Raw genomic sequence first — 25,055 nt, 5'->3', positions numbered from 1 at the left:
AGAAGAGTGGAGTTCGCTTGGGATGACGGGAGAAGAGTGGAGTTCGCTCGGGATGACGGGAAAGGGACAAGGCCTCGACTGAAACGAATTCCACACAGCCACACGATATCCAAACGCAACCAACTAACACAAGGACACATTTTTGTGCCCATAACCTCACATTGAAAATAGAGGAAATGGTAAAACGCCGAACCGTGAAAGCGCCTGTCGGCGCAAACGCCGCTCGCAGCGGCAACAAATGGAGCCCGGGGCTTAAGCACGGTTCGACGCGGATATCATTCTACGACATGATTTGTTGTCGCATGTTCATAAGCGCTCTGCGAAAGCGTATGCTTACGAAGCGGTCGCGCGTGTCAGATGGTGAACGGGTACCATGACGAGCTATTCCAACGATCCCTGACGCCATAGGTGTGCACCATGAACAAAATCACGTCCTGTGGTGTGCAGCGCCTGTGCGGAATGCAGAGAGCGTGCCAGCTGCGTTGCCAGAGCCGAGCGAGAGGGCGAACCGACTTTGTCTGTGCTTGCCTTCTGCAAGCGGGTGCATTGAGCACGAATGCCGAGGCTGATCACTTCACAGAATGCCCCGGCACGCTCCAGTGCGACGGCGAAATCACCTTGGAACGCTCCGGAAAGAATCGAATCGGCAGTGCGTGCAATGTCTTGTGCCACAGGTGGTCTATCAACGCCAACGATCGCAGAGGCTGCCGTGTCTACCGGCTCGCCCAACGCCCAGAGTTCGCTGATGGCATCCGAACTGCGCCGCATCCAGCTGCGCAGGGTATAGAGGCGCCAGAGAATGCCGGGCAGGGAATCTGGGTCGGCATCGCTCCACAGCTCGGCAATGATGTCAACGCCTTCACGATCGACCAGTGTGAGCACGCGCTGCACAATATTCGGATCCTGAGTCTGGTGCACGCGATTCAGCAGCGAAGCGGCCGATACATGACTGATCTCGTTGATCTGCTGAGGATCCATGCCTCCCGAAAGATGATCAACGATCGCCTGATCAAGCTGTCCGGGACGTGAAGGGCGCTGCGAACCAGAGAATGAAAACCCTGATCGCGAAGCACGAATCGAAGAGGATCCATAGCTTGATGAAGCATTAGTAGACAATGGGTATCACTTTCTGTATGTCGATGATCCGAGGGCCTTCGCTGGCATTGACAACACTCAGTGCCACGCCATGCCCAGTGGGGATGTATGGCGATTTTGTCGGCAGACGTTTCGCCAGGGAGGTGCTTACACATAACGCACGTACGAGGTCGAAGATACCACCCAGAAGGGGCCTGTGGGTGCATACAATTGAATTCTTCCGCAGGCGAATGGATTCTTCGATGACCTCGTTCATCGAGGCAAGTGTATCGTCCGGAGATGTCTCATAGCTCGATTCGGTGAGCCGTTCATCCTCGTGGATATGAAGTCTTGATTGCAGCGAGAACGGTCGGATCGTGTCAATGCAACGTAGCCATGGCGACGAGACCACCAGCGTGGGGTCAAAACATGCCAGTTCGCGGCCAATCGCGTATGCGGCCGCTGCCCCGCGTGGCATCAGCGGGCGGTCAGAATCCTCACCGAGCCATGTTTTCCGCGATTCTGCCTTGCTGTGTCTCACGATGAAGATAATCCGCGAATGCAGTGCACCCTCCTGCACCCTATCGGTGAATTCATCAAGCACATCCCTATCGGTCGAGTGCGAGAGCATGTGCCTTGCCTCGTTGGCACTGACCCAGCGCACGTCATCTATCTCGTTGAGATCCGGCTCATGAACGGGTCCAAAGGTGAGTTTGCGCCGCTCTGCATCCCGAGACGGCAATATATGAGCCATCCAGAATGAGACGCGCTTGTTGCCAGAGATGTTACCTTTACGCAGCTTGCCGCCCTCACGGTTCAGCGGGTATTCGACCACCCTCAGAAACGAATCCAGAGCAATGGCAATCCCCGTTTCCTCACCAACCTCGCGCACCGCTGTGTGATACAGGGATTCGTTCTCCTCAACCTTGCCCTTCGGCCAGCTCCAATCCGTATATTTGGGACGGTGAACCAGGCAGAGTTCAATGTTGCCCATCACCTCATGAACTTCGTCGTCACTCAGGGGAAGCTTCGTTGCATCATCGGGCGTTCGAGCAGTGGCGGCAGTGCGCCAGCGATATACGATTGCTCCAGCTGCCTCAGTCGTTGTAGACATCTATCATCTCCTGCTATCTCTTCCAGCGGCATCGAATACCCTGCATGCGCCATTCACTGCCAGAGATGCATCGTGCCGGGCTTCGCGCCACACCAAGAAATTGCGGCTAACAGTGATGTGCTGTCAGCCGCAATATGGTGTCTCAGTGAGTAGGTCTCTTGATTCGTGTGTGCTTCTTGATCAGATATTCCTGGCAATCAACGAGCGGATTGCCCTGCTCGTCGCGTGAGTGGCGAATGTAGCTGCCATCGCCCTTCATATGCCACGAAGCTGTGGTGTCGGCCATCTGCAGGTCGATGTATTTGATCAGTTCGTCAACTTCATCGGGAGATGTGATTCTTACCAGAGCTTCGACTCTGCGGTCGAGATTTCTGTGCATCAGATCGGCAGAGCCGATCCATACCTCTGGGCCGGAAATCGGACCTTCGCCAATCTGTGGACCCTGTGAGTTCGCAAAGGCGAAGATACGGCTGTGCTCAAGGAATCGTCCGAGAATCGAACGTACATGAATATTGTCGCTTAGGCCTGGGATCTCGGGCTTGATTGCGCATATGCCGCGTTCAACGATGTCGATTTTGACTCCTGCCTGGCTGGCACGATACAACGCATCGATGCACTTCTCATCAACGAGGGAGTTGACCTTGATCTTGATCCATGCATCTTTTCCGGCCTTGGCAGCTGCCTCCTCGCGCTGAATGCGCTCAATGAGTCCAGAGCGCACGGAGCGCGGAGCGACAAGCAATCGATGGAAGCTCGATTTTGGAGCGTACCCCGAAAGCTGGTTGAAGAGGCGTGTCAAATCCTGGCCAACCACGGGGTCGCAGGTAAGCAAACCAAGATCGGTGTATTGCCGGGCGGTCTTCGGGTTGTAGTTGCCAGTTCCGATATGGCAGTATCGACGAAGACCATCGGCCTCCTGACGAACCACCAGTTGCAGCTTGCAGTGGGTTTTCAGTCCAACAATGCCGTAGACAACATGGACGCCTGCACGTTCGAGCTTGCGTGCCCAGGCGATGTTTGCCTCTTCGTCGAAACGTGCCTTGATCTCGACGAGCACCAGCACCTGCTTGCCGGCATGAGCGGCATCGACCAATGCATCGATGATGGGGGAGTTGCCTGATGTTCGATACAGCGTCTGCTTGATAGCCAGCACCTGTGGGTCAGCCGCTGCCTGTGCAAGAAAGGCCTGCACAGAGGTAGAGAATGAGTCGTAAGGGTGGTGAAGCATGATGTCGTGCTCGCGAATCGCGGCGAAGATGTCTTGCGCACGACTCGATTCAACCTCTGCAATCTGCCGGTTGGTGATCGGAATGAAAGGCTGATACTTCAGATCCGCGCGATCGATCGATTGCAGTTCAAAGAGTACCGTGAAGTCGAGCGGAGCTGGAACCCGATACACCTCATCGTCGCTGACACGCAGCTGATTTGCCAGCAGTTGTGAAAGGAACGGCGATGTTGTGTCTGAAATCTCGAGACGAATCGGGGGGCCAAAACGACGGCGCAGCAATTCCTTCTCCATGGCGTTCAGCAGATTCTCGGCATCGTCCTCCTCAACGTCGATATCTTCGTTTCTCGTGACGCGGAATGAACGCGCCTCCTTGATCACCATGCCAGGGAACAACGATTCAAGGTGCGCAATCAGCAGATTCTCCATTGTTATGAAGCCATAGCGTTCCTCGCGCCCCTCCTCGTCGGTGAGGTCGTCAACCGCGACCAGACGCGGCATGTTATCGGGTATCTTCACACGGGCAAAGTGCGATTTTCCAGAGATTGGATTCTCAACAAGAACCGCAAGATTCAGGGAATTGCCTGAAATATAAGGGAATGGGTGAGCGGGATCCACTGCCAGTGGGGTCAAGACAGGGAATACCTGCTGACGGAAGAAGCGGGACAGGCGCTCCTGTTCCGTGGCAGTCAGCTGGTTCCAGCTCAGCAGCACGATATGCTGCTGAGCAAGTTCAGGAAGTATATGGTCTATGACGTAATGTGCATATTCATCCTGCAACTTGTGCGCCTGCTCAGAGATGGAGCGAAGCTGCTGACGTGGGCTGAGTCCGCTTGCGGCGGTCACGGCGATGCCGGTCGTTACCCTTCGTTTCAGTCCTGCAACGCGAACCATGAAGAACTCATCCAAATTGCTGGCAAAGATAGCCGCATAATTGGCCCGTTCAAGCATCGGCTGTGTATCGTCCTGAGCCAGTTCCAGAACTCGCTTGTTGAACTTGAGCAAGCTAATCTCACGGTCGAAGAAACGATCTTCGGGCAGAGGAGCTGCACCCTCATCAGGGTTGATTTTTCGTACTGAACGTTCGGTCTCCGCTATGTGTTCCGCAATCTGACTGCGGAGCACGGATTTCGAAGGTGCGTCAAATATCTGAGCCATGCCACCATCCTAGTTGAAGGGGTGGCATGTGTCGGCGTTGATGTCGTAATAATTCAGGCGCAATTCATCTTAGACAACGGGTCAGCCGCTTGGGGACTTTCACCTTGGTAATATCGCAAAGATGCACGCATGATGTGCAGCTTGTGCGTTTGCATTCAGTTTTTCTGCACGTTGTGCTTTGGAAGTCGCTTTTCGTTTGAGTTTGTTCGAGAAACGACTTCCAAAGCACAACCTGTGCAGCACACGCAACGCAGCGGATAACAATCAGACACACTTTTTTGCCAATTAACCCGAGTTTTGTGGCAATTTCGGAAGTACAGGCGCGGGGTTATAGGCACAGGAGTGTGGGTTTTAGTCTTCGCTGGTGTGCTGGCGTGTAATTCGTTCCAATTGATGCCATGCTCCGCTCCCGTCATTCCGAGCGAGCGGGACGAGTCGGCCGTATGAACTTGTCAAAACTGTATGTTCCATCGTCAGAGTCGGCCGTATGAACGACAACACCATCGTCATCCCGAGCGAGCGCAGCGAGTCGAGGGATCTTCGCTGTTGATGCTCGCAAGGGTGAGATCTCTCGACTCGCTGCGCTCGCTCGAGATGACAATGGGTCGGGGCGACGAGGGAGGTGGATTCGGTCGGAGTGACAAGGGAGGTCGGGATGGCGGGCATCGGCATTGGGTTGTTCCTGCTCTCGTGGTTCTGTTGCGATGCATGATGGTGCCGCAATGCGGGCACAGGGTTGGCTTTCATGCACCCTAAGTCAAACAGGATTATCAACCAGCAAACACCCTATGTGCCTATAGCCCTAACCCCGTGACTGCTTAAAAGACCGTGGAACGCAAAAAAGGGAACCCCCTGATGAGGGGGTTCCCCTGCAAGTTCAACAGTGGCAGAATCTCTGCACAACATCCTTGTTGTAACGGTAAGTCCATCCAATGCCCGTTCAACATAATAGTCCTCGTGACCATATACCTTTGTGGGCTTCTGCTCTATTCTGTTTTCCTTGCAGTTACTATTATGCTCCTTTGGCTCATGGATTCAAGCTCTGAAGGACAGAATTGGACAATGTGACATTTATTTGTTTTTTGTTATATGAAGTTAGCAGTAATAAGAAGATTGTTATCTGATGTGCTGTATCGCGCAGAAGAATGTTCAGTTGTGTGTGTTCCCAGCTAGGTCCTCATTCTTCGGCGTGTCGCGTTGTGAATTCCACATTCGACCACATTGCCAGATCTGAATGGAAGAGCACGAATGGGACGGCTTCAATGGCATTATGATTACAGAACATGCACGAGGCGATTCCGGCCCTACCAGCACTCACATTCCTATCCAACATTCGAACTTGGCACAGACGGTTGTGTTCACCGCACCGAGTGGAGGTCTGGGATTGACGACGCTTGCGTCAATGTTTGCTCTGCATGCATCCAACCAAGGCAGAAAAACCTCGCTTGTCGATCTCGATATACGCATAGGTGGCCTGGATGTGATATTGGGCATCGAAGGCGAAAGTGGATTGAGAATGAGCGAGGTGTCAGCGCCGCTTGGACATCTTTCAGGTGCAGCGCTGCGCTCGGAATTGCCACATTGGGAGGGCATTCCGGTTCTTGCCGCTGACCCATGGAATTATCGAACGAATGGCGATGGTGCAATGGTGAAAGCGTGGGAGATCAAGGCGGCAGTGGAAGCCATGGCACAGATACACGAGCTTGTGGTTGTCGATGCGGGATGCACGCATGGTTTTGCTGAAAGTTTCACGGATTACGGTCTTTCCGATCAGTTGCATATCATTATGCTCGTTGAGATGTCGGTGCTGGGGATGGCGCGGGCGAAACATCATCTGACGCGATTGATTCGGCAATTCAGAGAGGAACAGGTGCTTATTGTCGGCATGCATCCGCATCTGGCATGCGGACAGTCGGTTCGGATGAATGATGCCGATGCCAAGGCATATCTGCAGATGCCCATTATCGATGCAATGCTGCCACAACGGGCATTGAGTATGTCCATTGTGCAAGGACTTGGCATTGCTTCGATTCCCAAGGAATATAGAGCGCTGTTAGCAACGATTGAGCGTGACACGGTTGGAAAATCGGAGCATTCGGTTTCATCGCATGCTTCCCACAGAGGTACTCGCCACAGGCGATCTCGCTAGAGACGAGCGCAGAGATGCTCATTTCAACCAAGGAACAGTCAGCGGCTTCGCAAGGCCGAGGCAACGCAGCAGCACATGTCATTTCCTTCGGACCATTACATGAGTTTGCCAACGATTGCCGTGTGACTGATCTTGCAATCACTGCGGATGGTCGCGTATGGACTGATCGAGGGGAAGGCATGGAGGAACGATGCAGGCCGCCATGGTTGCAATCACCTCACATAGTTCGAGAATTCGCAGTGCAACTGTGCTCACAGTTTGGTACACGACTCGATGATTCATGTCCCATCGCCGATGCTTCGACTGCGGATGGATTGCGTATCAATGCAGTGATTGCCCCATTGGTGCCGCAGGGAGCTTCGATTTCCATACGGTTTCCGGATCGGGTGCAAGCTTCTCTCGCCACTTTGTACGAGCGGGGCATGATTCCCAGAGCATGGGTGCAGGTATTGAGAAATATTGCTCTTGGCCATGCCAATATTCTGATCACCGGCGGTACCGGTACCGGAAAAACGACAATGTTGAAGGCCTTGCTCAAGGAATGCGCGAGTGGGGAACGAATCATCACCGTTGAGGAGACAAGGGAGCTTGGGGATATTGGCAGGCTGAATCATATTGCAATGGCGACGCGTGATGCGAATGTCGAAGGTGTCGGAGCTATCTCGCTGAGTGAATTGCTTCGAGCCACCCTGCGTATGCGACCGGATCGCGTGATCCTTGGAGAGTGCAGAGGCGGCGAGATCACTGATCTGCTGATGGCTCTCAATGCCGGACATCATGGCGGCATGGCGACCCTGCATGCCGATAGTGTCGAACGTGTGCCCGCGCGCATGCTCTCGCTTGGATTGCAAGCCGGCTTGAGCGTGCAGACACTGAACATGCTTTCCACCGGAGCATTCGACATAGTCCTGCACCTTGCCCGTCATCGGGGCAAACGTCGTTTGGCCCAGATTGGCAGGTTGGAGCTTGCGTCGGCAGATGCATGTGTTGGACGCAGTCTTGCAATATGGGACGGTTTTTCTGCAGTGCAGTGTTCTTCCGCATTCGATCATGTGATGTCTCGCTGGAATGTCGAGGACTCGGATTTTGGCTCACTGACATCAGAAATGCCCGTGATCGGCTCTTCTCGACTTGACGCAGAAACAACAGGTGCCGAGGCTGAACATCGACCCCATTCAGGCCATATGGTGTCGCGAGGTGAGGGTGACCATGCAAATCATTGAGGTGTGGAATCGTGTCGATGACGTTGCCTATGGATTTGTTTGCGTTGTGCTGCTGATGTGCTCCATATGGTTAGTGAGCAGGTCGCTTCGACAGCTTGGATGGAATGCAAGATTGCGTATGCTTGACGAATTCTCAAGCAATTCGGCTCATAATGCTGCTCTGCTTGCACCAAGGGACTCTGGTGGTCGCAGCATAGGGCGTTTGCGTTCCTCGGGTGCATACCGTATGGGGATTCCCGCCCTGATTGCATCATTATCCTCGCTGTTGCGCAACGGTTCAGATGTAGTCACCGCTTTTGAAGAGGTTGCCGGCAGAGAGTTTGCAACGAAGGAATTGAACCTGCAACGTGCCATGAATCTTGTTGAAGCCGCACACGGCGGACACGGCAACAGCGCCGAGATTGTTCGAGTTGCGCATCATCTGCTTGCTGCATATAGGCTGAGCGCCCAGTCTGGATGTGAGATGGTAAAGTGCCTGGATGCTGTGGGCGCATCGCTGAGTCGTGCGCAGCGTATCGAAGAACTACGAACACAGGCCTGTTCCATGCCTTTGGCGACCATCCGACTCTTGTCTTGGCTTCCTTTGGTGTCCATTGCCTTGGGAGAGCTGATAGGCGCGAAGACGATGCGTTTTCTATTCACCACGATTCCTGGAGCCGCATGTCTTGCCATCGGGCTCGCGTTATATGCATGCGGGTTGGTATGGACTCGATCGTTGAAGAAGGGATTGTCGAAATGAACGCGGCGGTGTGCGCGGGATTCTTTGGAGGTGTGCTCGTGCTGCTCCTGTTAAGAAAAAGACGACATGGCGAGTTTCATATTGACGAGAGCGAACTGCACGTATCCATCCCCTTTGTGTTGGAGATGATAACGGTATGCGTCCGCCACGGTGCCTCAATTCCCAGAGCGCTTGAGCTTGTCGGCGAGGCGCTGGAGGGAGAACTGGGGAGTGGTCTGCAACGAATCGCGCAACTGTTGCAGACTGGAACCACATGGCATGAAGCATGGAAATACGAGGATTGGAGCCGTGGGGTCTTGATGGAGCACACCAATCGGATGAATGCACGAACTATCCACCATGGAGCAGCTCAGACGACCGGGAGTACTCGCGTCACGAATGAATATGTGACTCTCGGCAAGCAGCAATGTACGCAATATTATGCACGCCTTGCTGACGCGCTTGAGCCCTCGTGGCGGCATGGAGTTTCGCCGATTCTCAGAATTGAGGCAGTTATCGAACAGCTGGACAGAGATGACAGGCGCGGCATTGAAGATGCAGGTGCACGACTTTCTGTGCGCATCCTGCTTCCGGTTGGTCTGTGCTTCTTGCCGTCATTCATCATGATTGGCGTGATTCCGTGTCTGGCGGCATTTGCAAGCGATCTGTTCTGAAGGCATTCGCTGAATGGATCTGTGCGGATGTCACATTCGACCACATTGTCTGAATTCGCTGTTGTCAGCCTCGGCGTTTCTTGATAATGGAACGACCATATTGACATTCTTTCGATCTAAGGAGTTCATCATGCACGGCATGAACATGAGTAGGCATTCATCAGCGCAGCAATCTCAAGTTCACAGAAAGTGGGGAAGATTGCATGAACTGCGGATTCTGAATATACGAAAGCGCATGCTGCTGCAGATGTGCCGGGCTGAGCGGCACATTCGAGTGCTGGCCGCAGAACCAGAGTCCGGCATGGCCACTGCAGAGTACGCGGTGGTATTGATTGCCGCGACAGGATTTGCCGGGTTGCTGGTAGCCATTTTGAAATCTGGGGCAGTGAAATCCTTACTCACGGAATTGGTAAACCGTGCGCTCGCTGTGTGAGTACATGCGCGCCTGCTTGCATCGATTCTGCGTACTGAGCCGCCGCGAGCTCATGAGTTCCGTGCGTCAGCGCTGTGCTGCGGCGGACCATGGAACAGTCACTGCTGAATTTGCCATCCTGCTGCCCGTTGTTATGGCACTTGCCATGCTGATTCTCGGTCTGACGCGCACGGTGATAGTCGGATTGAACTGCCAGGAGGCTGCACGCATCGCCGCTCGAGAGATTGTGGTGAGCGGGGATGCGGCTCGAGCTTCAGCTCTGGTGCATGCCATTGCAGGGAGTGCGGCAAGAGTATCGCTGAGCGAGAGTGCCGATTCGACAACGGTTTCCACACAATGTCCGATCATTGCCGACTCTTTGGGTATCCTGCCGATTCGCATGTCAGGACGAGCCATTGCATTCCACCACGAGTCGTGAAGGGAGTCCATAGAGTGCCGAAATGTACTGCGCCATGCCGCAAGATCCAATCTCGACGGGCATGCATGGGAATCCATGAATCACATGCCAATCGTTGGTATGCAGCTCACGATGCCGGCTCAGGAACGATCCAGGCAACGGCTCTGATCTGTTGCATCGGAGTTGTTCTGATGATCAGCCTCGCATTCGGGGCAATGGTACTCGCCAAGGCAAAGGCCCAGACCGCATCGGATTCCGCCGCGCTCGTGGCGGCTCAGGCGTGGCAAGAAGGCGATGCCGATCCATGTGAACTGGCTCGAAAGGCACTGATGGCGAATGATGCAGTGTTCGTCTCGTGCAGTATAGATAAGGACGATATCATTGTTACAGCGGAAGTTGCCGTTTCAATCACGTTGATACCTTCGATGGCATACGCCTCACGGGCAGGACCGCAGGAATGCTGAACGCGACCTGCACGGCCGATATCGATACAGCGGCGGATTGTTGCTGAGAACGTATAAGTTCGTTGCAGATTACTATGCTTGAGTCGTTCAGGACAAGGTCGAGAATGAGTAAGGTTGGTTAGTATGGGACTCGCATTATATCGCCGGTATCGTCCAGATACGTTTGATGCGGTGATTGGTCAGAACCAAGTGACCGTGCCACTTTCAAGGGCCTTGGATTCGGGCAAGCTAACCCACGCCTATCTGTTTTCCGGACCTCGAGGCTGTGGGAAAACCAGCTGCGCTCGCATTCTTGCTCGCTGCATCAACTGCGAGAAAGGTCCCACCAGCCACCCATGTGGCACGTGTGAAAGCTGCCGGGATCTGGCTACTGGTGGTCCGGGTTCGATTGACGTCGTCGAGATCGATGCGGCTAGCCATAACGGTGTGGATGATGCCCGTGAGCTGAGAGAACGGGCAGGCTTTGCACCCGCACGAGATCGCTATAAGATATTCATCCTTGATGAAGCACATATGGTCACGAGCCAAGGTTTCAACGCGCTGCTCAAAATCGTTGAGGAACCGCCTGAGCATGTCATCTTCATTTTTGCAACGACTGAGCCTGAAAAGGTCATCGGCACAATTCGCTCAAGGACTCATCACTATCCATTCCGCCTGGTGCCGCCCGAGGTTATGGGACCATATCTCGAGCAAGTATGTGAGAAGGAACAGGTGAAGCCGGCAGCGGGGGTGCTGCGTCTTGCCATGCGTGCGGGTGGCGGATCTGTTCGAGATACGATGTCCGTGCTTGATCAGCTGATGGTAGGCGCAGAGGATGGTGTGATCACCCACGAGGCAGCCAGTGCGTTGCTTGGCTTTACTCCAGATGCCATGATTTCGGACTCCATTGATGCCATAGCCCAGCAGAATGGCGAAGCTCTGTATGCTGTGATTGAAAAGGTTGTTATTGGCGGATTTGATCCCAAACGTTTCGTTGAGGATCTGCTCTCGAGAATTCGTGATCTTTTGGTCGTTGCAGTGAGCGGTTCCAAGGCTCAGTCAGTGCTTGAACTGGACGACGGCAATGAAAGCTTTTCGCAATTGCAGCACCAGAGCGCTTCGTTGGGTCTGCATGCGTTGAACGACATTGCAGATGCCATCAATATGACCTTGTCGAATATGAATGGTGCCATCTCGCCTAGAATGCGGCTCGAACTCCTTGCTGCAAGGGTGTTGGCCATGAGAGCGGATGAACTGCATCCTCAGACCAAGGCACAGGCAATTGCAACGAACAAGGTTTTGCAGCACGCTGGCCAGAGAGACAATGCACACAGGCAGAGTTCCATGCCTCGAAACGGCGCAGGCTTTATCGGCTCTGAACGTCGTGCCGAAGGAACTGCCTCGTCACCTGCCGCGATATCCGAGACGCCGGTCAAGAATGAGAGTCGTGGCACTGAGGTGGAAAACTCGGGTCGGACGCGTAATGCGAGCGATGCTGACAATGCAGGTAACGTTGGTAATGCGAATGCTGCCGATGGTAACGCCAACAGCATCGAGAGTGATGATGGCGCGAGAGCCGGCAGCACGAACGCCGTGAATGACGCGGAGCGTACCGGTGAATCAGACGAAGTGCAAAGCGCAACGGCTGCCGAAACCAAGATCATGAACAATGCCAGCCCCGACGAGCGTTGGGATGCTGTGGTAACGAGCCTTCCAAGCGATGTCAGGGCATATGTGAGCAGGGATAAGGTTCCGACTGTGGCGGTTATCGATGCTCCACAGGGCAGAAAACGGCTGTTGATGACATTCAACGTCCCACTCAGCCAGCATGCATTTGCCCTTGCGGTGTCTCGGGAATCAGTGCACGGGCAGACGAGCGTTCCCAAGATCGTGATGCACGCCGTTCAAGAGGCATTTGACTCTGAAACCATGATTTTCCCATCTGGGCTTGCGGCAAATGGCGAGAAGGTCGCTTCGACTCGCAGAATGTCGCCTGAACAGGTGGCGAATGTCAAACGGCAGATTGCCCTGCAGAAGGCTGGTCTCTCGGCATCGAATCTTGGTTCTGCCATCAACAAGCCCTTGGCACATTCCCGATCTGCCCAGCATACGAAACATGTGGCCTTGCCAGACATGAATGACTCGGTTGACCCGTGGGCCCCGAAAAACGTCGCATCGTCAAGCCTGGCACCGTCGCAGACGGGGCCAGCTGACACAGAACAACCCGATACCATAAACGCTGACCCTGCGGGTTCCGATAAGGTAGAATCCGGCACAGCGAGACCTGATTTGGGGCGATCTGACTCGGTGCAATCCCAGAGTGCCAATCAGCGTGACCAACCCCCGAAGACGCAGACCAGATCCGTTCATCATGTGCAACAACTGGCCGCGCGAACGGCAGTCCTACAGCGTGAGACTCCTATAGATCCTTCACAAGACACCTACTCCATGGATGATCCGGCCCTCAACACTGATCAGTCGCTGAAGCTGGACGACATCAAACAGCTGTTCAATGTGAAGAAAATCGAAGAATTTGCCGCAGATGATCCGCAGAATCCAAGGAATATCCAACAACGTCGCAACAGCCAACAGCACGCACAGGGGAATGATTAATGGCACTCGCTTATGATGGCGCAATTCAGCAACTGATAGATTCCTTCGCTCGGCTGCCTGGCATCGGCCCAAAAGGTGCGCAGAGAATAGCGTTCTATCTGCTTGGCGCAGACCAGCAGGAGGCACAGGAACTTGCCGATGCCATCACCACGGTCAAGGCAAGGGTGCGCTTCTGTGAAATCTGCGGAAACGTATGCGAGAGCAGCCCGTGCTCGATATGCTCGGATCCTCGTCGCGACCACAGTACGATATGTGTGGTGGAAGAGCCGAAGGATGTTATGAGCATCGAGCGCACTCGTGAGTTCCAGGGCGTGTATCACGTTCTCGGCGGCGCGATCAATCCGATGTCAAACATCGGTCCGGCTGATTTGAGAATTCCAAGCCTCCTCGAACGTCTCAAGACCGATGAGGTGAAGGAGATCATTCTTGCGCTCGATCCGAATATCGAGGGTGAGGCGACAACTACCTATCTCAGTAGATTGCTGCTTCCACTGGAGCTGAAGGTGACACGTCTGGCGAGTGGACTGCCGGTCGGCAGCGACTTGGAGTATGCCGACGAGGTCACGCTTGGTCGTGCCTTATCGGGCAGACGTCCGGCGTAAACGAGCTCTTCTGGACATCATGGTCATGTTTGCCCATGCGGAATGTATAATCGTTGAAACTGAAGAGAAAATGTCGTGCCTGTTGAGTTCGGCTGTGAGATTGGATTGATGTGTCACTTATCGTTCAGAAATATGGCGGCTCCTCCGTTGCGGATTCAGATTCGATCAAAAGAGTCGCCAAACGGATCATCTCTACCAAAAAGGCGGGGAACGATGTTGCCGTGGTGGTCTCTGCAATGGGAGACACCACTGACGACCTGATCGATCAGGCCATGGATATCGATTCCAATCCGCCTGCACGCGAGATGGACATGCTCATGACCGCAGGCGAACGAATCTCCATGAGTCTGCTTGCCATGGCCATTCATGCTCAGGGGGATAGGGCCTATTCATTCACCGGTTCACAGGCAGGTTTCGTGACCGATGCGCGATATGGCGCTGCGCACATTCGTTCGGTGAAGCCACAGCGCGTGGCGCGGGCACTTTCGAAGGGCAACGTCGGCATTGTTGCCGGGTTCCAGGGAGTAAGCACCGAAGGCGACGCCACCACGCTTGGTCGAGGTGGCTCGGATACCTCCGCCGTTGCTCTGGCAGTGGCTCTTGGCGCCGACGTTTGCGAAATATATACGGATGTGGACGGTGTATTCACGGCGGACCCTCGCATCGTTCCGACCGCTCGCCGCATTCCGACCTTGTCGTACGATGAGATGATGGAAATGGCAGCGGCGGGAACCAAGGTGCTTGCCCTGCGTTGTGTGGAATATGCGCGAAGATTCAGTATGCCGCTGCATGTGCGCAGCTCGTTCTCGCATCGTCCGGGAACCCTGATTCTTCCTCAGGATGTGAATCCATCTCGCATTCCGAACGTTTGATTTCCTGTGGCAGTGATGTACCACAATGAGTGGGTAGAACCTGAATGACGAATCAGGCCAAGGACTCATGAACACTTCGAACACCAGTAGCATCAGCAGTATCAGCAAGACAACAAAGGCACAATGAATATGACTAACACAGAAGCCGGTAAGTCCATGGGGGAACTCTTCCCCGATCTGAACGGACCTGAGTCGCCTGTCGTCTCAGGAGTTGCACACGACAGCACTGAGGCTCAGGTGACGCTGCGTGCCGTTCCCGATCGCCCAGGCGTTGCTGCGGAACTATTCACAGTACTTGCTGAAGGCGGCATCAACATTGACATGATTGTGCAGGCAGGCGCAGAAACGGGCACTGCCGATATCTCATTCACCATGCCTGAGTCGCAGACCAAGGCAGTCACCGAAATTCTTGAGCGCCGCGAGAATAAAGAGTGGAACTCAGCTGGCATCGATGTTAATCCTGATGTGGGAAAGGTGACCCTGGTAGGTGTGGGGATGAAGAATCACTCTGGCATCACTGCCACCTATTTCCGTGCCTTGAGTGATGAGAACATCAATGTGCTGATGATTTCAACATCGGAAATCCGCATTTCCGCACTGGTGCCGCTGCGGGAACTTGACAATGCCGTGCGCGCTATTCACACTGCATTCAAGCTTGATGCAGATCAGGTTGAAGCCGTTGTCTATGGAGGAACAGGACGCTGAAATGACCTTAATCAATGAACAGGGAATCAATGTAGCCGTACTCGGAGCCACGGGCCAGGTCGGCATGGTTATGCGCCGCATCCTGGCAGATCGCAGGTTCCCGGTAAAGAATCTGCGTTTTCTTGCCTCTGCCCGCTCAGCAGGTACGGTGTTGGAATGGTGTGATAGGAAGATCACAGTCGAAGACGTTGCAAAGGCCGACCTGAGCGGTATCGACATTGCCATTTTCTCTGCGGGCGGCGGTACCTCGAAGGTGTGGGCACCACGTTTTGCCGAAAAAGGAGCATTCGTTGTCGACAATTCTTCGCAATGGCGTTTGCATAACGATGTGCCGCTGGTCGTTTCCGAAGTTAATCCAGACGATCTCGACGATATTCCCAACAGGATAGTTGCCAATCCAAACTGCACGACCATGGCCTGCATGCCAGTGCTGAAGCCACTTTCTGATGCATTTGGCCTGAGCAGACTCATCGTGTCGTCATATCAGGCAGTCTCCGGTGCAGGTCGCGCAGGTGCGCTGCAATTGATGAATGAGGCCAAGGCCGCGCTGGATCAGGGTGCCGACAAGCTCGTTTTCGATGGTTCTGCCATCGATTTTCCGAAACCGACCAAGGTTGCGCGCACCATCGCTTTCGATGTTGTGCCTTTCATTGGAGGAATCGTTGATGATGGAAGCGAAGAAACGGACGAAGAGCAGAAGCTGCGCAACGAGAGTCGCAAGATCCTTCATCTTCCAGAGCTCGCCGCATCATGCACCTGCGTTCGAGTCGGAGTCTTTACGGCACACGGTATGAGTGTCAATGCCGAATTCGAACATGACGTGACTCCTGATGATGCCCGAGCAGTGCTTGCCAAGGCTCAGAACGTGACCATCACCGATATTCCAACCCCGTTGCAGGCGGCTGGAAAGGATGTCAGCTTCGTTGGGCGAATCCGTCAGGATCAGGCTGTCCCTGGTCGCAAGGGTCTCTCCATGTTTATAACCAGCGACAATCTGCGCAAGGGAGCCGCTCTGAATGCCATTCAGATTGCCGAGATCATTGCAGATAAGTATTTCAAGCTGTGAGGCATAGACACTGACTTTCAAGCATTGAGTTACGATGTGCTTTGAGGTGCATTGCATGGATTGCTGCCGTGGGGTGTACTGAAAGGCACATCGTATTGTTTGTAGGTTCGGGTTGGCTCGGGACCGCATGAGACTTGGATGTTATATTGTTGTATTGCATCGGTGAGGGGAATCAACATGTCGAGAGCATCGGATGAGGCGCAGAGGCAACTTGATCGCATCGTTGCGCTTGGATACCCCGACGTTGCCGACATGAGCGATTCGGCATTTAGAGCACTGGCGAAACCGATCATTCATGCCCTTGAGGACAGTGAGTTGACAATCGGCTTTGTTCTGGTGCCGACTCGGGAGCTGGTTTCTCCCGAATCCTTGATCGCACGCACGAGTATCAACCGTATGGCCGGCTTCACGACACTGCCGCCTCGGGACATCATCTCGTTTACGCCTCAGCATGGCTTTGAGCCTCCTGAGGGGCCGTTCTACATTGTGATCGACCCTCATACCGGAACCGCGTACGTGAATCGAGAACCCGATGTGGCCAGAAAGCTCATTGATTCCGATGACCGTTTGCCGCTGACCCTCGAAGAGGGTCTGTCGATAGCCACCCAGCACCCGAATTGGCTACTGGAGAAGAACGGTTTCAATCTCTTGGGTTCACGCAGTCCTGACGGACGTGTGCCAAGCATATGGATGAGCCAGAATGCGCCGCGTCTGGCATCCGTGTGGCCGAATTCGCGCCATACTTGGCTGGGCAATGCCTATTGCATGGGTCGTCAAGGAATAAGTTTGTTCCATTAAGCCTCAAAATGCTCTGACCGGTGCTCATTGTGAACTCCTCTGGGTACATATGGCTGAAAATGCAGAAATGACGGTCGAATATCGCCATTATTCGGCTTTTCTACTTCAGTAAGTTCACAATGAGCGTGCGCATTCCTTGAAAATGAACACTCCGCTCATGATCAGGCTCAAACTGGGTACAATGTGCGATTGATACGTGCAACAATGCGCGTGCGTTGTGTCGTCTTGACAAGGCAAAGGAGGAAGTATGGATAACGATCATTCATCTGTGTTTGATTTAGCAGCCGAAGCTGCAGGTTCCAATGGAGGTAATAATGATCTGCTGCTGCCTCCTGCACGATTTGTAGGCTCACCGCAACGAGCCAGCTCGATGCCATTCCATAAATATGTGGCCTACGATAAGCAGGTTCCATTCGAATATCCGCAACGAACCTGGCCAGACAAGAAACTTATGAGAGCGCCGCGTTGGTGCTCGGTTGACTTGAGAGACGGTAATCAGGCGCTGGTTGATCCGATGGATCCCGAACGCAAGCTGCGATTTTGGAATCTCCTTATGCAGATGGGATACAAGGAGGTTGAGGTCGGTTTCCCCTCGGCTTCCTCAACCGATTATGACTTCATCAGATTGCTGATTGAACGTGAGCTGATTCCTGACGATGTCACCATCGTCGTACTCACCCAGGCTCGTGAGCACTTGATCCGCAAGACTTATGAAGCGCTTCGTGGAGCGAAGCGGGCAGTCGTGCACTTCTACAATTCGGTTTCAGTGTTGCAGCGTGAAGTGGTGTTCCGCAAGGACAAGGCGGGTATCAAGCAGCTGGCAATAGATGCTGCAAAGCTATGCAGATCCTTGGAAAAGGATGCCGGCAACACCGATATCTATTATGAATATTCGCCTGAATCCTTCTCGGGTGCAGAGCCTGAATACTCGCTTGAGGTTTGCGATGCGGTGACCGATATCATTCAGCCGACTCCAGATCATCCAATGATCATCAATCTGCCAAATACAGTCGAGATGACCACGGCCAATGTGTTCGCCGACGAGGTTGAATACATTTCGAAGAATCTCAAGAACCGCGAATCGATTGTCCTTTCGCTGCATCCACACAACGATGAGGGCATGGCGGTCGCGGCAACGGAAATGGGCGTTTTGGCAGGTGCAGATAGAGTCGAGGGATGCTTGCTCGGCAATGGTGAGCGCACCGGCAATGTTGATCTGTGTACGCTTGGCTTGAATCTTCTTGTTCAGGGCATCGATCCTCAGATTGATTTCTCAGATATGGCCGAGATTCGGCGAACGGTCGAATACTGCAATCAGATCAAGATTTCTGAACGCCATCCGTATGCCGGGCATTTTGTGTTCACCGCATTCTCTGGCTCACACCAGGATGCCATCAAGAAGGGTCTCGAGGCCCGCGAGCAGGCGGCATTGCGAGACAATGCGGATCTGTCGAACTATCTCTGGCTGGTTCCGTATCTTCCCATCGATCCCAAGGATGTCGGTGGCAGTTACGAGGCAATCATTCGTGTCAATTCACAGTCGGGCAAGGGTGGCATGGCCTTCCTGCTCAAGTCGAACCACAATCTGGATCTGCCTAAGCGTCTACAGGTTGAATTCGACCGAGTCGTTCAGCACTACGCAGATCAGACGAAGCGCGAGGTGCGCGACGAGGATATCTGGCGTCTGTTCAAGGACGAGTATCTTCCCGTCGAGGCATCTGGGAGCACCAGCACTGTTGCAAGCCGCGCATTGAGCGATCAGGCCGATGCGTCTCTCGTGCGTTGGGGAAGGCTCAAGCTTCACAACGTTTCGGTGATGTCGGGCGAAGATGGATCGGATACGATTCTGCAGGCTTCGGTAATGGATCGCGGCATCGGAGGCAGTGGAGAGGCCGTTGAGCGCAATATCCGTGGCGAAGGCAACGGACCTTTGGCTGCCTTCCTGAACGCCCTGGAATCCTTGGATATTCGAGTCTCGGTCCAGGACTACGTCGAGCATGCCATGACCGCTGGCAGCGATGCTCTTGCGGCGTCCTACATCGAATGCAAGATTGGTGCCGATGAAGGCTCGCAGACGCTGTGGGGTGTTGGGATTGATTCGTCAATCACCACGAGCTCGCTGAAGGCAATTATCTCAGCAATCAATCGTTCCGAGCGGTGACTGCCTCTTGCCTCTGCGAGGGGGCCGATTGTATGTGAGATATCCATGTCGCATACTCTGGTCTCTTGTAGCAGTGCAGTGTAATCCTGCCGCCTCTCATTTCATATGAGAGACGGCAGGATTTTTGTGTTTGTTCACACTCGCCGATGCATGGGAGAGATGATGATGCGTCGAATGATCGAGTACTGAAACGTTTGAAAGTTCTGTTATCAGCCGATACTGAGGCTATTCGGAAGTGCCGTTTTGCTGGGTCTGAGAGTCCTTCAATTCGGCTTTTGAAGATTCCGTTGATGCTGAGGTAGTAGGAGCGGATGTTGTTGGCTGAGGAGAGGATGACTGAGAAGGTGTGGCAGAAGTTGATGGTGAGGCAGTGGCTGATGTCGATTCCGAGGGCGATGCAGTGGGTGTCGGTGACGCAGTGCTCTTCGAATAGTTACTCCCCGTGCCCCAGGTTCCATCCGGGCCACCGACCTTGCCGTTGTCGGTTGCAGTCGGGAAGCTCTGATCCGGCTCACTTTCCAAGGCCTGAGACATATATTGTGCAAACATATACGCCGGATAGCCGGAACCGTGGGGATAGCCAAGGAATGTCGGTACTTCCTCGGCACCGCCGGTTGACGATGGATACCATAGACCGAATGCAGTCAGCGTCGATGGTGTGAATCCAACGAAATCTGCGGCGGTGTTGTCGTTTGCGGTACCTGATTTTCCGGCGATGGTCTTGCCTATCGAACGGGCTGCCGAACCGGTTCCATTCTGGATGACACCGGTCATGGCCTTTTGCAGCAGTGCAACATCGTTGGCATCGAAGACCTTGCTGGTTGCGTTGGAAGCCTTGTATTGCTCCTTGCCTGCCTGGTTCTGGACGTTCGCTACGATATGCAGCGTCGGTTTGGCACCATCGTTGGCCAAGGTGGAATATCCTCGCGCCAGATCCATGATGCTCAAGGAGACGACACCGAGTGTGTTGAACGCAGACTTGCTGTCAATCGTGCCTTGGATGCCAGCATCCTTGGCGATCGAAGCAGTCTTTGCAGGAGTGACATGGTCATTCAAATCCATGAATACGGTATTGACCGAGTTGGCCAGTGCCGTATACAGATTGATGTATCCATAGCTGACACCGCCATCATTGGCCACTGCCTTGCCAACGCTTGAGAAGGTTCTGGGGGAGTTGCCGTTGAAATAGGTGTCGAGATTCACATCGTCCTGAATTGCGCCAAGCAGGGTGAATACCTTCATGGTCGAACCGACCTGGAAAGTCGACTGTGAAGCATTGTTCAACTCTCGTTTCAGATAGTCGTCGCCAGCATAGAGCGAGACGATCGCACCGGTCTGAGGATCCACGCTGATGCCGCCCACCTCCAGACCAGCGGGCAATACACCATTCTTGGTAGATGGGCTGGCGGTCTGGAACATCAGATCCTGCTTTGCCTTATCAATCGTTGTCGTAATCTTGTATCCGCCGGTATCGAGCTCGCTTTCGGTGAAGGCCTTGCTGGATATCAGTTCGTCCTTGACCATGCGCAGAAGATAGCCCTGCTGGCCGGCATAGGCATTCTGTGTCGAGGGTGTGACGGACTTCGGCATGCTTGCGTCTTTGGCCTGCTTGGCAGTGATGTGATTATCCTCGCGCATGATCCTGATCACGCGGGTAAAGCGCAGCTTGGCTTCTTTCTCATTGACGGCCGGATCCCAGTATGTCGGTGAAGGGATGATGCCGGCGAGCATCGCCGCCTCTGAGATTGTCAGATTCTTGGCATCCTTGTTGAAATAGGCCTTCGATGCAGCCTCGATGCCATATGCGCCGCGGCCAAGATAGATCGTATTCATATAGTTGCACAGCACGGTGTCTTTGTTTTCCGTCTGGGCAATCTTCAGCGAGAGAATGGCTTCACGGAGCTTTCCGGCATAGCTTGTGGTCTCACCGAGATAATACCGTTCGGCATATTGCTGCGTGATGGTCGAACCGCCCTGGCGGGTGCCCTTCGTGACGTTGTTCAGGAATGCTCTGCCGATACCGCGCAGATCAATGCCGCTGTCTTGATAGAAAGTTCGATTTTCCGAAGAGATGATCGCATTGCCCACGTATTTGGGAAGTGTCGAACAGTCGATTATCTCGCGATTCTGCTCGGCATAGGAACCGATTGGCGTTTTTCCATCTGCATAATATACTGTCGTCTTCTGTGCAAGCGCTATGGATTCAGGTTTGGGAATCTCGGTTTTTGCATACATATAGGCAAGTGTTCCGGCCACAGCGACAATGCCAAGAATGAATAGTGCAAGCAGCGTGAAGAGTATTCTGCGGCCTATGCTGCGTTTCCTTTTACCGTTTCTTTTGCCTGAATGATGCGAGGGGGATTTGTTCGCATTCTTCCGATGATTCGAAGCGTTTGTCCTTCTTGTTACACCTCGTCTTGAGTTCTTTGTTGTGCTGCTGCGGGCCCCTCCCGCATTCGAACGTATTGATCGAGTCTCAAAATCCATGGACACTACGCTAATCAATTTCGCTGAAAAGCACACTTCGGGTTTGTCAAATCCATTCTTTTTGTACGTTTCATTCACATCTTCAGTTCAATTTGTCTGGGTTTTGACTCATTTATTCAATCTGCTCTTTGCAATCTCTCATGATTCGAAGGTATGCTATAGGGTTGGGATTTAACGTTAATGAACTGAGGAGTGGTTTTATGACAATTCGTGTTGCCATAGCTGGCGTAGGCAATTGTGCCTCGTCGCTGGTGCAAGGTGTTTCCTTCTACAAGGATGTTGATGACGACGAACATGTGCCAGGCTTGATGCACACGGTCTTCGGTGGCTATCGCGTCCGCGATATCGAGTTTGTAGCTGCATTCGATGTGGATGCTGCGAAGGTTGGTTTGGACTTGAGCAAGGCAATCTACGCTTCTCAAAACAACACCTACAAGTTCGAGGATGTTCCTGATCTTGGCGTTGAGGTTCAGCGCGGTCCAACAGGAGACGGTCTCGGTGAGTATTACCAGCAGATGATCAAGGAATCAGATGCAGAACCGGTTGACGTTGCCAGCGTGTTGAAGGAACGCCACGTCGATATTCTCGTCAGCTACCTGCCGGTCGGCTCCGAGCAGGCCGACAAGGGCTATGCTCAGGCTGCCATGGATGCAGGCTGCGCATTCGTCAACTGCCTTCCGGTATTCATCGCTTCGGATCCCGAATGGGCTCAAAAGTTCAAGGATGCCGGCGTCCCCATCGTCGGCGACGATATCAAGTCTCAGGTCGGAGCCACCATCACGCACCGTGTCATGGCTCGCCTGTTCGAGGATCGTGGCGTTCGCCTCGACCGCACCTACCAGCTCAATGTTGGTGGCAACATGGACTTCATGAACATGCTGCAGCGTACGCGTCTCGAGTCCAAGAAGATCTCGAAGACACGTGCAGTGACTTCAATCGTTCCTCACGACATGGAAGACCGCAACGTTCATATTGGACCTTCGGACTATGTCGCATGGCTCGACGATCGCAAGCTCGCATTCGTCCGCTTGGAGGGCACCACCTTCGGCAACGTTCCGCTCGAACTTGAATACAAGCTCACCGTATGGGATTCTCCAAATTCAGCAGGCATCGTCATTGATGCAATCCGCGCGGCAAAGATTGCTCTTGACCGCGGTCTTGCCGGCCCAATCCTGGCTCCAAGCTCATACTTCATGAAGTCTCCTGCAGTTCAGCACGAAGACAATGAAGCACGTCGTCTGGTTGAGGAATTCATTGCGGGTTCCGTTGAATCCACTCAGGATACACTCGATGCTGATGCAGCAGCCGCAAAGGCCGCGGGCAAGGACGTGTGGAACGCCTGAACTGGCTTCGATGTGAAGCACTCAAGTGAAGCGCTCGCACGAACTGGTTGCTGACAGTTGGACATAAAACTCTTGGTGGGCGCGGCTAAAAGCTGTGTCAACCAAGAGTTTCTTACTTCGCGTGCATGAGATTCTCCGCTCTTGCCATCGAGATTTCGAGTTTTGTGGCAATCAGTCCTTGAGATTCTTGAGAAGTGGCTGAACCTCGTTTTCAAATGAATCCAGAGCCTTGTCTATCACCTGATGCATGTCGTAATATGCATAGGTTCCGAGCCTTCCACCGAAAATAACCTGTGGCTCGGCAGCTACCTTCTCTTTGTATTGAGCATAGAGCTGCTTGTCTGCGGCAGTGCTCACCGGGTAATATGGCTCGTCATTGCGCGAGGCTGAGCGGGAGTATTCCTCCCAGACAACCGTGTGCTCGTGATTCTGCCGCTCGTATCGCTCTGGATTGAAATTCTTGAATTCGATGGCACGGGTGAATGGCACATCCTCATCAGCATAGTTCATGACCGGGCATCCGAGATGGTCATCCTCGTCGTAGCGCTTCTCCTTGAAATCGACGGTCTTCCATTGCAGATCCCCGAGCTCATAGTTGAAGTATTTATCTACTGGCCCCGTATACACAATCGGCACCTTGCCAACGAGCGCGTCACGGTTGAGTGGCTGACTCGTATCGAAGAAGTCGGTTGAAAGGGTGACGTGAATGCGCGGATCATCAATCATACGCTCGAACCAGGCGGTATATCCATCGACTGGCAGGCCTTCCCATGTGTCTTTGAAATAGCGATTGTTGTAGTTGAATCGGACGGGGAGCCTTCGAATGATTGAAGCGGGAAGAGTACTGGGATCCATCTGCCACTGCTTTGCCGTGTAATGCTTGATGAATGCCTCGTACAGCGGTCGGCCGATAAGGCTGATGCCCTGATCGTTCAGATTGTTCGGTGTACTTCCGGCCAGTTCTCCCGCCTGCTCGGCAATGAGCCGCTTGGCTTCTTCCGGCGAATAACTCGCATGGAAGAACTGATTGATGGTGCCAAGATTGATTGGCATGGGGAAGACTTCGCCGTTATGAGTCGTATACACATGATGAACATAGTGCGTGAAGCTCGTGAAACGATTGACATACTCCCACACGCGTGGATTCGAAGTGTGGAAGAGATGAGCTCCATACTTGTGTATTTCGGCACCGGTCTGCTTGTCCATATAGCTGTATGCATTGCCACCGATATTGCCGCGTGCCTCAATTATCTCAACCTTCGCACCATTGTGCTCCACCGCCTGCTGCGCAATGGTCAATCCGAAGAGTCCCGCGCCAACGATGATGAGATCAGCCTGTTCGCTCATCACTTCCCTTTCCGTTGCTGAAATATTACTTGCATGTCTTCTTGTCGTACCGGCCATGATGCATTCCGGAAGTCGGCTCAACATGGCTCCTCTCATATGGTAGCCGTGATATCGAATCCTTGTATGTCCCGGTGCGAGAAGGACTCACGAGCCTCTCTTGGTAAAATCCACTCAATCGGGTAGGATATTTTGTGCTCCCACGTGGCGTTATGTCACCCAATCCCCCCAGGGCAGGAATGCAGCAAGGGTAAGTGGCCTCTGACGGGTGCGTGGGAGTTTTCATATTCTAATTCAGCCCTGTTCGGGGTTATAGGCGCAGATGTGTGTGGAGAATTGTCTCCTAGCTCTTGTGGGAGTGGGTGTTGCTCCTGTTTGACTTGGAATGCATGAACGCAACCTTGTGCCCGTATTGCGGCACCATCATGCATCGCAACACAACCACGAGAGCAGGAA

20 protein-coding genes and 1 other RNA gene are annotated in these 25,055 nt (G+C 53.5%); 16 read left to right on the top strand and 5 right to left on the bottom strand.

Going from position 1 to position 25,055, the window contains the following annotated elements; all coding sequences use genetic code 11:
- Positions 1-381: 381 nt before the first annotated feature.
- From BAQU_RS07270 to BAQU_RS07260, 3 genes are all read right to left on the bottom strand, one after another.
- Positions 382-1,116 carry a thymidine phosphorylase gene (locus BAQU_RS07270; protein WP_094694230.1) on the bottom strand — a complete coding sequence of 245 codons (735 nt, stop codon included), beginning with the start codon at positions 1,114-1,116 and terminating at the stop codon, positions 382-384.
- Complete coding sequence (locus BAQU_RS07265) at positions 1,106-2,188, bottom strand: NUDIX hydrolase (RefSeq protein WP_094694228.1); 1,083 nt, start codon at positions 2,186-2,188, stop codon at positions 1,106-1,108. The genes BAQU_RS07270 and BAQU_RS07265 overlap by 11 nt, the downstream gene beginning before the upstream one ends.
- Before the next feature lie 142 nt (positions 2,189-2,330).
- Positions 2,331-4,571 (bottom strand): RNA degradosome polyphosphate kinase, encoded by a 2,241-nt coding sequence (locus BAQU_RS07260; protein ID WP_094694226.1) that lies wholly within the window; start codon positions 4,569-4,571, stop codon positions 2,331-2,333.
- Between the two features lie 1,270 nt (positions 4,572-5,841).
- Between BAQU_RS07260 and BAQU_RS07250 the strand changes: the two genes are divergently transcribed.
- The 14 genes from BAQU_RS07250 to leuA all read left to right on the top strand — a co-directional run bounded on the left by BAQU_RS07250 (position 5,842) and on the right by leuA (position 19,425).
- Complete coding sequence (locus BAQU_RS07250; protein ID WP_143241978.1) at positions 5,842-6,720, top strand: CpaE-like family protein; 879 nt, start codon at positions 5,842-5,844, stop codon at positions 6,718-6,720.
- A gap of 14 nt (positions 6,721-6,734) precedes the next feature.
- Complete coding sequence (locus BAQU_RS07245) at positions 6,735-7,943, top strand: TadA family conjugal transfer-associated ATPase (protein WP_094694220.1); 1,209 nt, start codon at positions 6,735-6,737, stop codon at positions 7,941-7,943.
- On the top strand, positions 7,930-8,682 hold the full coding sequence (locus BAQU_RS07240; RefSeq protein ID WP_094694218.1) for a type II secretion system F family protein: 753 nt from the start codon (positions 7,930-7,932) through the stop codon (positions 8,680-8,682). Before BAQU_RS07245 ends, BAQU_RS07240 begins: the two co-directional genes overlap by 14 nt.
- Positions 8,679-9,335 (top strand): type II secretion system F family protein, encoded by a 657-nt coding sequence (locus tag BAQU_RS07235; RefSeq protein WP_094694216.1) that lies wholly within the window; start codon positions 8,679-8,681, stop codon positions 9,333-9,335. Before BAQU_RS07240 ends, BAQU_RS07235 begins: the two co-directional genes overlap by 4 nt.
- Before the next feature lie 130 nt (positions 9,336-9,465).
- Positions 9,466-9,768, top strand: a complete 303-nt coding sequence (locus tag BAQU_RS07230; RefSeq protein WP_415447778.1) for a DUF4244 domain-containing protein — start codon at positions 9,466-9,468, stop codon at positions 9,766-9,768.
- A 4-nt stretch (positions 9,769-9,772) separates the two neighbouring features.
- A complete protein-coding gene (locus tag BAQU_RS07225) occupies positions 9,773-10,186 on the top strand; it encodes a TadE family protein (protein WP_094694214.1) in 414 nt (137 codons plus the stop codon).
- A gap of 65 nt (positions 10,187-10,251) precedes the next feature.
- Positions 10,252-10,629, top strand: coding sequence for an Rv3654c family TadE-like protein (locus BAQU_RS07220; protein WP_158215670.1), 378 nt, complete (start codon positions 10,252-10,254; stop codon positions 10,627-10,629).
- A 123-nt stretch (positions 10,630-10,752) separates the two neighbouring features.
- On the top strand, positions 10,753-13,221 hold the full coding sequence (gene dnaX / locus BAQU_RS07215) for a DNA polymerase III subunit gamma/tau (protein ID WP_094694210.1): 2,469 nt from the start codon (positions 10,753-10,755) through the stop codon (positions 13,219-13,221).
- Entirely contained in the window at positions 13,221-13,823 is a 603-nt protein-coding gene (gene recR, locus BAQU_RS07210) for a recombination mediator RecR (protein ID WP_094694208.1), read from the top strand. The genes dnaX and recR overlap by 1 nt, the downstream gene beginning before the upstream one ends.
- A 110-nt stretch (positions 13,824-13,933) precedes the next feature.
- The gene (locus BAQU_RS07205; RefSeq protein ID WP_094694206.1) at positions 13,934-14,695 is read left to right on the top strand and encodes an aspartate kinase; all 762 of its coding nucleotides are present in this window, start codon (positions 13,934-13,936) and stop codon (positions 14,693-14,695) included.
- Between the two features lie 129 nt (positions 14,696-14,824).
- Positions 14,825-15,400 carry an ACT domain-containing protein gene (locus BAQU_RS07200; RefSeq protein WP_094694301.1) on the top strand — a complete coding sequence of 192 codons (576 nt, stop codon included), beginning with the start codon at positions 14,825-14,827 and terminating at the stop codon, positions 15,398-15,400.
- A 1-nt stretch (position 15,401) separates the two neighbouring features.
- The gene (locus tag BAQU_RS07195) at positions 15,402-16,466 is read left to right on the top strand and encodes an aspartate-semialdehyde dehydrogenase (protein ID WP_094694299.1); all 1,065 of its coding nucleotides are present in this window, start codon (positions 15,402-15,404) and stop codon (positions 16,464-16,466) included.
- A 177-nt stretch (positions 16,467-16,643) separates the two neighbouring features.
- The gene (locus BAQU_RS07190) at positions 16,644-17,264 is read left to right on the top strand and encodes a DUF5701 family protein (protein WP_094694204.1); all 621 of its coding nucleotides are present in this window, start codon (positions 16,644-16,646) and stop codon (positions 17,262-17,264) included.
- A 247-nt stretch (positions 17,265-17,511) separates the two neighbouring features.
- On the top strand, positions 17,512-19,425 hold the full coding sequence (gene leuA / locus BAQU_RS07185) for a 2-isopropylmalate synthase (protein ID WP_094694202.1): 1,914 nt from the start codon (positions 17,512-17,514) through the stop codon (positions 19,423-19,425).
- A gap of 225 nt (positions 19,426-19,650) precedes the next feature.
- Here leuA and BAQU_RS07180 read toward each other — a convergent pair whose 3' ends face one another.
- The gene (locus BAQU_RS07180) at positions 19,651-21,912 is read right to left on the bottom strand and encodes a transglycosylase domain-containing protein (RefSeq protein ID WP_094694200.1); all 2,262 of its coding nucleotides are present in this window, start codon (positions 21,910-21,912) and stop codon (positions 19,651-19,653) included.
- Positions 21,913-22,112: 200 nt separating this feature from the next.
- Between BAQU_RS07180 and BAQU_RS07175 the strand changes: the two genes are divergently transcribed.
- Positions 22,113-23,255, top strand: a complete 1,143-nt coding sequence (locus BAQU_RS07175) for an inositol-3-phosphate synthase (RefSeq protein WP_094694198.1) — start codon at positions 22,113-22,115, stop codon at positions 23,253-23,255.
- Positions 23,256-23,426: 171 nt separating this feature from the next.
- On the opposite strand, the gene glf is transcribed toward BAQU_RS07175, so the two are convergent.
- On the bottom strand, positions 23,427-24,602 hold the full coding sequence (gene glf, locus BAQU_RS07170) for a UDP-galactopyranose mutase (RefSeq protein ID WP_094694297.1): 1,176 nt from the start codon (positions 24,600-24,602) through the stop codon (positions 23,427-23,429).
- Between the two features lie 188 nt (positions 24,603-24,790).
- Here glf and ffs point away from each other — a divergent pair.
- Positions 24,791-24,887, top strand: an RNA gene (ffs, locus tag BAQU_RS07165) — signal recognition particle sRNA small type.
- The last annotated feature ends 168 nt before the right edge of the window (positions 24,888-25,055 follow it).

This window comes from Bifidobacterium aquikefiri, from assembly GCF_002259795.1.
GTDB classification, from domain to species: domain Bacteria; phylum Actinomycetota; class Actinomycetes; order Actinomycetales; family Bifidobacteriaceae; genus Bombiscardovia; species Bombiscardovia aquikefiri.
Note: the sequence above shows the minus strand (reverse complement) of the source record. Positions and strands in the feature narration are given on the sequence as shown.

What these genes read in the sequence shown, in the direction of transcription:
- BAQU_RS07265 (WP_094694228.1), bottom strand. Translation starts at nt 2,188, where the DNA reads ATGTCTACAACGACTGAGGCAGCTGGAGCAATCGTATATCGCTGGCGC.
- BAQU_RS07260 (WP_094694226.1), bottom strand. Translation starts at nt 4,571, where the DNA reads ATGGCTCAGATATTTGACGCACCTTCGAAATCCGTGCTCCGCAGTCAG.
- BAQU_RS07250 (WP_143241978.1), top strand. Translation starts at nt 5,842, where the DNA reads ATGATTACAGAACATGCACGAGGCGATTCCGGCCCTACCAGCACTCAC.
- BAQU_RS07245 (WP_094694220.1), top strand. Translation starts at nt 6,735, where the DNA reads ATGCTCATTTCAACCAAGGAACAGTCAGCGGCTTCGCAAGGCCGAGGC.
- BAQU_RS07240 (WP_094694218.1), top strand. Translation starts at nt 7,930, where the DNA reads ATGCAAATCATTGAGGTGTGGAATCGTGTCGATGACGTTGCCTATGGA.
- BAQU_RS07235 (WP_094694216.1), top strand. Translation starts at nt 8,679, where the DNA reads ATGAACGCGGCGGTGTGCGCGGGATTCTTTGGAGGTGTGCTCGTGCTG.
- BAQU_RS07230 (WP_415447778.1), top strand. Translation starts at nt 9,466, where the DNA reads ATGCACGGCATGAACATGAGTAGGCATTCATCAGCGCAGCAATCTCAA.
- BAQU_RS07225 (WP_094694214.1), top strand. Translation starts at nt 9,773, where the DNA reads ATGCGCGCCTGCTTGCATCGATTCTGCGTACTGAGCCGCCGCGAGCTC.
- BAQU_RS07220 (WP_158215670.1), top strand. Translation starts at nt 10,252, where the DNA reads ATGGGAATCCATGAATCACATGCCAATCGTTGGTATGCAGCTCACGAT.
- dnaX (WP_094694210.1), top strand. Translation starts at nt 10,753, where the DNA reads ATGGGACTCGCATTATATCGCCGGTATCGTCCAGATACGTTTGATGCG.
- recR (WP_094694208.1), top strand. Translation starts at nt 13,221, where the DNA reads ATGGCACTCGCTTATGATGGCGCAATTCAGCAACTGATAGATTCCTTC.
- BAQU_RS07200 (WP_094694301.1), top strand. Translation starts at nt 14,825, where the DNA reads ATGACTAACACAGAAGCCGGTAAGTCCATGGGGGAACTCTTCCCCGAT.
- BAQU_RS07195 (WP_094694299.1), top strand. Translation starts at nt 15,402, where the DNA reads ATGACCTTAATCAATGAACAGGGAATCAATGTAGCCGTACTCGGAGCC.
- BAQU_RS07190 (WP_094694204.1), top strand. Translation starts at nt 16,644, where the DNA reads ATGTCGAGAGCATCGGATGAGGCGCAGAGGCAACTTGATCGCATCGTT.
- leuA (WP_094694202.1), top strand. Translation starts at nt 17,512, where the DNA reads ATGGATAACGATCATTCATCTGTGTTTGATTTAGCAGCCGAAGCTGCA.
- BAQU_RS07180 (WP_094694200.1), bottom strand. Translation starts at nt 21,912, where the DNA reads ATGGATTTTGAGACTCGATCAATACGTTCGAATGCGGGAGGGGCCCGC.
- BAQU_RS07175 (WP_094694198.1), top strand. Translation starts at nt 22,113, where the DNA reads ATGACAATTCGTGTTGCCATAGCTGGCGTAGGCAATTGTGCCTCGTCG.
- glf (WP_094694297.1), bottom strand. Translation starts at nt 24,602, where the DNA reads ATGAGCGAACAGGCTGATCTCATCATCGTTGGCGCGGGACTCTTCGGA.